This is a genomic window from Candidatus Jordarchaeum sp., from assembly GCF_052745115.1.
This window is the reverse complement of the sequence record NZ_JBRAKS010000290.1, coordinates 1-5,000: the sequence shown is the minus strand read 5'-3', so window position 1 is coordinate 5,000 and position 5,000 is coordinate 1. Positions and strand designations below refer to the sequence as shown.

Annotated in this window: 5 protein-coding genes; all 5 read right to left on the bottom strand. The window is 42.7% G+C overall.

Features of this window, described 5'->3' with window-relative positions; all coding sequences use genetic code 11:
• Positions 1-24 precede the first annotated feature (24 nt).
• The 5 genes from ACUVXA_RS16250 to ACUVXA_RS16230 all read right to left on the bottom strand — a co-directional run bounded on the left by ACUVXA_RS16250 (position 25) and on the right by ACUVXA_RS16230 (position 4,990).
• A complete protein-coding gene (locus ACUVXA_RS16250; protein ID WP_445872333.1) occupies positions 25-708 on the bottom strand; it encodes an SPL family radical SAM protein in 684 nt (227 codons plus the stop codon).
• Between the two features lie 133 nt (positions 709-841).
• Positions 842-1,366 carry a nitroreductase family protein gene (locus ACUVXA_RS16245; protein WP_445872332.1) on the bottom strand — a complete coding sequence of 175 codons (525 nt, stop codon included), beginning with the start codon at positions 1,364-1,366 and terminating at the stop codon, positions 842-844.
• 34 nt (positions 1,367-1,400) lie between these two features.
• Complete coding sequence (locus ACUVXA_RS16240; protein WP_445872331.1) at positions 1,401-2,894, bottom strand: VWA domain-containing protein; 1,494 nt, start codon at positions 2,892-2,894, stop codon at positions 1,401-1,403.
• 17 nt (positions 2,895-2,911) lie between these two features.
• Complete coding sequence (locus ACUVXA_RS16235) at positions 2,912-3,832, bottom strand: AAA family ATPase (RefSeq protein WP_445872330.1); 921 nt, start codon at positions 3,830-3,832, stop codon at positions 2,912-2,914.
• Between the two features lie 114 nt (positions 3,833-3,946).
• Positions 3,947-4,990 carry an MFS transporter gene (locus ACUVXA_RS16230; protein ID WP_445872329.1) on the bottom strand — a complete coding sequence of 348 codons (1,044 nt, stop codon included), beginning with the start codon at positions 4,988-4,990 and terminating at the stop codon, positions 3,947-3,949.
• Positions 4,991-5,000 lie beyond the last annotated feature (10 nt).

The following is a 5,000-nucleotide window of genomic DNA, read 5'->3' as shown; positions in this document are numbered from 1 at the left end:
AACCGAACACCATCTGGAAGTGTCCTAGATGGGTAAGTTTCGGACAACGGTTAAGCCTCCTGTAATAACAAAGCTGGCGCCCTCCTGTTTTGCTCTGGAAACAAGTTTCTTAATGGATTCTGTGCTATCTGAAATGAAGGGCAGAATGGGCATCATCATTAAGCCAGTCGGAACTCCCGCCTGTGAAAATTTTCCGATTACTCTAAATCTTTCTTCGGGAGGAGAGGCTCGTGGCTCCCAGGTTTTCCAAACCTCATCATCAAGGCTTGTGATGGAAAATGCTACCAGTGCTAGGTTTTGCTCGTTTATTTTTTTGATTAAATCAATATCCCTCTCCACTAGACTGGATTTGGTTAGAATGGAAGCGGGAAAATTTAATTCGTTTATTACCTCCTGCACCTTCCGGGTTATTTCATACCTTTTTTCTAATGGCTGGTATGAATCCCCTATTCCTCCACCAACAGCTACTATTCCTTTTTCCTTGTTTCTTAATCCTTTTTTCACAAGCTCGGGGGCGTTAACCTTTATGTAAATCTTGTTTCCGATGTCCAAATCTAAATAGTATCTTTCGGATCTTCCGTCACAGTATTCGCAGGCGTGCTGGTAGCCACGGTAAATATTCATAGCGTATTTTTCCAGAAACCAGCCATCAGCATAGTTTCTTTTAAGAATTATGCTCTTGGGAGTAGTAGTAATAACCGTCGGCATAACTTAGCCCCCAAACAACCTATATTAAAACCATTTTTAATACAAGGCTATCTTAGAAATCTTATTTTAAGATAATTATTGTTAAAAAAGGAGACTAAAAATTATTGTTTAATGGGTTCAATTTTTTAAACTGCTAATAGGTATACCAATGTATGTATTCTTCAGGTGGTCTTCTTCTGGGCGGGTTTTCTGGTATCTTTGAGGGGTATCCTAAAGCTATTATACAAAATGGTTCCACATGTTCAGGTATTTTGAGCAATTCCCTTATTACATTTTTATCGAAAACTGAGTCCCAGCAGGTGCCTAAACCCAGTGAAGTAGCCATAATCATCATATTCATTACCGCCGCTGAACCATCCATGGGGGTGTAGAATTCACGAAGAGTTTCATATCCTTTAGTGTACTTATTTTGGTTAACACAAACTACGAGGGCTACTGGAGAGTCCTTAAGGTAAGGGGCATAGCCGGAAACTGAAGCCATCTTCTCTCTCTTCTCTTGGTCGAAAACCACCACAATCTCTACTGGTTGACGGTTACCGGCGGTAGGAGCCCATCTAGCAGCCTCAATAATTTGTTCAATTAATTCTTTGGAGACTTCCTTACCTGTATCGTAGTCTCTAATACTTCTCCTTGTTTTTATTGCTTCTAAAACATCCATTCTCATTTCTCCCTTCTGGAAATAATGTTACACCTTATCGATAATAGGGATTTAAATCTTTTTTCGCAGCTAAAATCACCATATTGGCCAGTTCTTGCAGATTTTTAACCGGGTAACACTCTGCCCCCTCTCCCACATAGTAATCTACCACCGAGTCGCCAGTGTTCCAGAATCGGGGTTCTTCAGGGTTGAGAATCATCAGTCTTTTAGACATCTTAGAGAGTTTGGCAATTCGGTACGCCGAACGGGGATATCCTCTTAGGTTACCATAAACTTCTCGGGAACCCAGATAGTCCCTGCAATCACTGAGAATAATGACTGAGGTTTTCTTAGTGATATCCCCCTGGGTTTTTTTGAGAAAGTCTTCGAACGCTGTTTCCATGTTACTACTGCCTCCTCCCCGGTAGAAATCCCACCAGTGACTAATTTCTTGGAATAGTCTATCAACCATTCCGGTGTCCAGTGCCTTGGTTACCGCCCAGCAGTGATCTGTGAAAATGTATCCCTTAACTTCGGTGAAAGCCTTTTTGATGCCCAGCATTAGAGTTATGAAAAAGTCTGATATCCACTCGCAGCTACCGGAAACATCGCAGAGCAGAATGATTTCTGGTTTTTGCACCTTCCGCATTTTGTACTCCAGTTTCGCCAGAACGCCACCATACTCTATGGATTTGCGAATGGATTTGCGGATGTTAATCTTGCCCCTATCCGATATTTTCTCTCTCCTTGAGAGCTTGGATGCCAACTGTCTGGCCAGCTTTTTTATGGTCTTCTCAATTTTCTCAACATTACTGATTAGAAAAGTGAGGTCGCCTACATACTTGTTGAAGTCCAGCTCCTCTATGTTCTCATAATCTAGTTTCACGAGTTTAGATATTAGTTCCTCTAAGGGGTATTCTTCTCTAAAAAGGTCTATGAACTTTCTCTGTGTGATATTTAGGACTTCATTTATTCTTCCTACATATTCCTCAAAATCGGCTGTATCCTCCACCGCCCAACCCGCATAGAGTTTCATATACTCTATAAAGTTTTTAAGCATCTTGGTGAAGGTATCGGGGTCGCGGGATTTTTTGAGAATCCTTTCTAAAAGCTGGTCCGCGGCTCCTTCCAGATCATTCTCATCAATTGCCTTCCCTATACCCCTGATGCCCCCATATCTCGCAAGCACTCCTTGCTGCATCTGTTGATCTTGGCGTTGAGTGTGGGGTTGCTGAGTATCCTCCTGACGTTGTCCCTCTGTTTCCTGTTCTTGTCTAATTTTAGAGGAAGGATCATATTCTCCTTTCTGAGTTGGAGCTAATGGTGGAGTCTTTTTACTTTCTTCTACCAAGTTACAGAAGTAGAGGTTGAAAATATGATCGAAATCCGGCCGGTCAATTTCATCTTTTATGAGGCAGGCGGCTAAACCTTCTCTAATTACTTCCTTATCTATTTCTAGAAGTGAAAACGCTTTGCAGGCATCAATGGTCTCCGCTATTCCCACCCTAATGTTTCTTTCACGGAGAAGCCTAACGAAGCCCTCAATCATTTCTAAAAACCTTACCCTTAATGGCCATCATTCCCAGTGCCGAGAAGGTTTTCGATACCTTTCCGCTTCACTATGTCAACATCACTTTTAATTTTGAGAAGAGTGGACAAGAGAGAATTAACAGTTTCCGGATCCAAATCGCTCTTTCCAATTACTAGAAGTGATCGAGCAAAGTCAATTGACTCTGCAATTGAGGGAATTTTCTGCAGTCTCAGACTTCTGAGATTTTCCAAAAAGTCCAAAATATTATCCACAAATTCGTCATACATTTGGGGACAGTTAAGCAGAATGATCCGCTTCTCAAGCTCCTTCGGAGGATATTCCAAAAAGAGGTGCAGACAACGCCTTTTCAGAGGCTCTGATAGCTCGCGGGAACTGTTCGAAGTCAAAACCGTGATCAGTTTTTGGTTCTCGGGAGCCTGTACGGTTCCCAACTCGGGAATTGTGATCTGCCGCTCGCCCAGCAATTCCAGAAGAAAGGCTTCAAATTGTTCATCAGCCTTATCTATCTCATCTATGAGAAGCACCGCCTGAGGAGATTTCAAAGCGGTTAACAGGGGACGTTCCAGAAGGTATTCCTCGGAAAAAATCGATTTTTCACATCCATCATTGTCCCGCAAATGGTTCATCTGGATTTTGAGAAGCTGCTTGTGGTAGTTCCACTCGTATATTGATTGTTCCGGAAGAATTCCCTCATAGCACTGAAGCCGAATCAAGGGAAAACCGAACAGTTTCGCTGTGCAAACACCCAAATAGGTTTTACCGATGCCCGCCGCGCCCTCTACCAGTATGGGCTTGTCCAGCTGGAAGGCGAGGAAGAGGGTGGTGACTATCTTTTGATTCGGCAGATAGCCGACCCTCACCAGACTTTCTTCAATGTCTTTCGGTTTAAGCTTATTTGGGTACTCTAGAAACTCTTTGGGAATCTGACCAGCCATAAAAACCCGCCTAGAAAATTCTAAATCAAATGACAGTATTTTTAAACCAGCTATAAATCTATCTCTAACCCTCAAAAATAACAAAAAGATAAGGAGAGATTTCGAATAAGACTGTTACCTCACTTTTTCAAGTTCTCTGCGTCTCTCCTCTAGAATTCTAGTAATTTTATCCCTATCTTTTGGAAATGTCTTGTACGCTAGGAACCATATTAAGAAGCAAATAGTCCACGGAATAACAGTTGTCCATAGCATAGCTGTGGTTAGAGACTGGCCGGATAATGTGAACAAAACAAGCAAAAATGATAATGGCAATACGCTCAGCCAAATGCCCATGTATGGTGTTATGGTCTGCATTGTGATACCGGCGATTCCAAAGTTTAGAGTGTCTGCAAGCCATCCGGCAATAACCGCAGCAACAGCTGCGAATTCACCCTCGAACATCTGTTCAATGGAGAAGGTAGTGCTCCTTGTTTCCGGCTTCGACACCATGGCTACCATGGGCTGAACCGCTGCAGGACCGGCCCAACTAATCAGAATCGCGGTAATCAAAGCCAGAATTGTGTACTCCACTATAGATAGGGGCAAAATGAGTATTAAGAATATCATAGGAATACCCGACAAAACCGAAATCTGGGTCACAATAATCCTACCCCTATTGTAACTCTTCCTCTCACCAATGTCGCCCAGAAAACCACCCAGCCCGTTCCCCACAGCAGCACCCACCACCAGCACCGCAAACAGCAGAGTCGCCTGAGTAGGAGGAATATATCTCACAGACTCAAGCCAATGCACAAGAAAGGCCTGAAGCACGATCCAGGGAAAGTATCCTATCATTCCTTGCGCCATTAGGACGAGGATTGTTTTGGTTCTGAATATTGTTCCGATTGCGGTGCGGTCTATTTTGAATTTTTCTGCGGCTTCAGCGGTTAATACTCCTTTCAGTTCTTTTTCTGAGGCTCCTTTGATTGGCTCTTTTACCATGAACCATACTACTGCCGCGGTTATGAAGCTGAGAATCGCTAATAGTATGAAGCCCCATCGCCACGCACCGTAATATACGGTGTATTTTGTAAATGTGTCAAATACAAAGAGCTGTGTGACAAATTGTGTTAATAAGGGTTTACAACAGTAGGAAGATTTAATACTAAATAATACCATATATGGCTAT

Bases quoted from the DNA above. Each gene is read 5' to 3' on its own strand.
- ACUVXA_RS16240 (WP_445872331.1), bottom strand. From the start codon at position 2,894: ATGATTGAGGGCTTCGTTAGGCTTCTCCGTGAAAGAAACATTAGGGTG.
- ACUVXA_RS16230 (WP_445872329.1), bottom strand. From the start codon at position 4,990: ATGGTATTATTTAGTATTAAATCTTCCTACTGTTGTAAACCCTTATTA.
- ACUVXA_RS16245 (WP_445872332.1), bottom strand. From the start codon at position 1,366: ATGGATGTTTTAGAAGCAATAAAAACAAGGAGAAGTATTAGAGACTAC.
- ACUVXA_RS16250 (WP_445872333.1), bottom strand. From the start codon at position 708: ATGCCGACGGTTATTACTACTACTCCCAAGAGCATAATTCTTAAAAGA.
- ACUVXA_RS16235 (WP_445872330.1), bottom strand. From the start codon at position 3,832: ATGGCTGGTCAGATTCCCAAAGAGTTTCTAGAGTACCCAAATAAGCTT.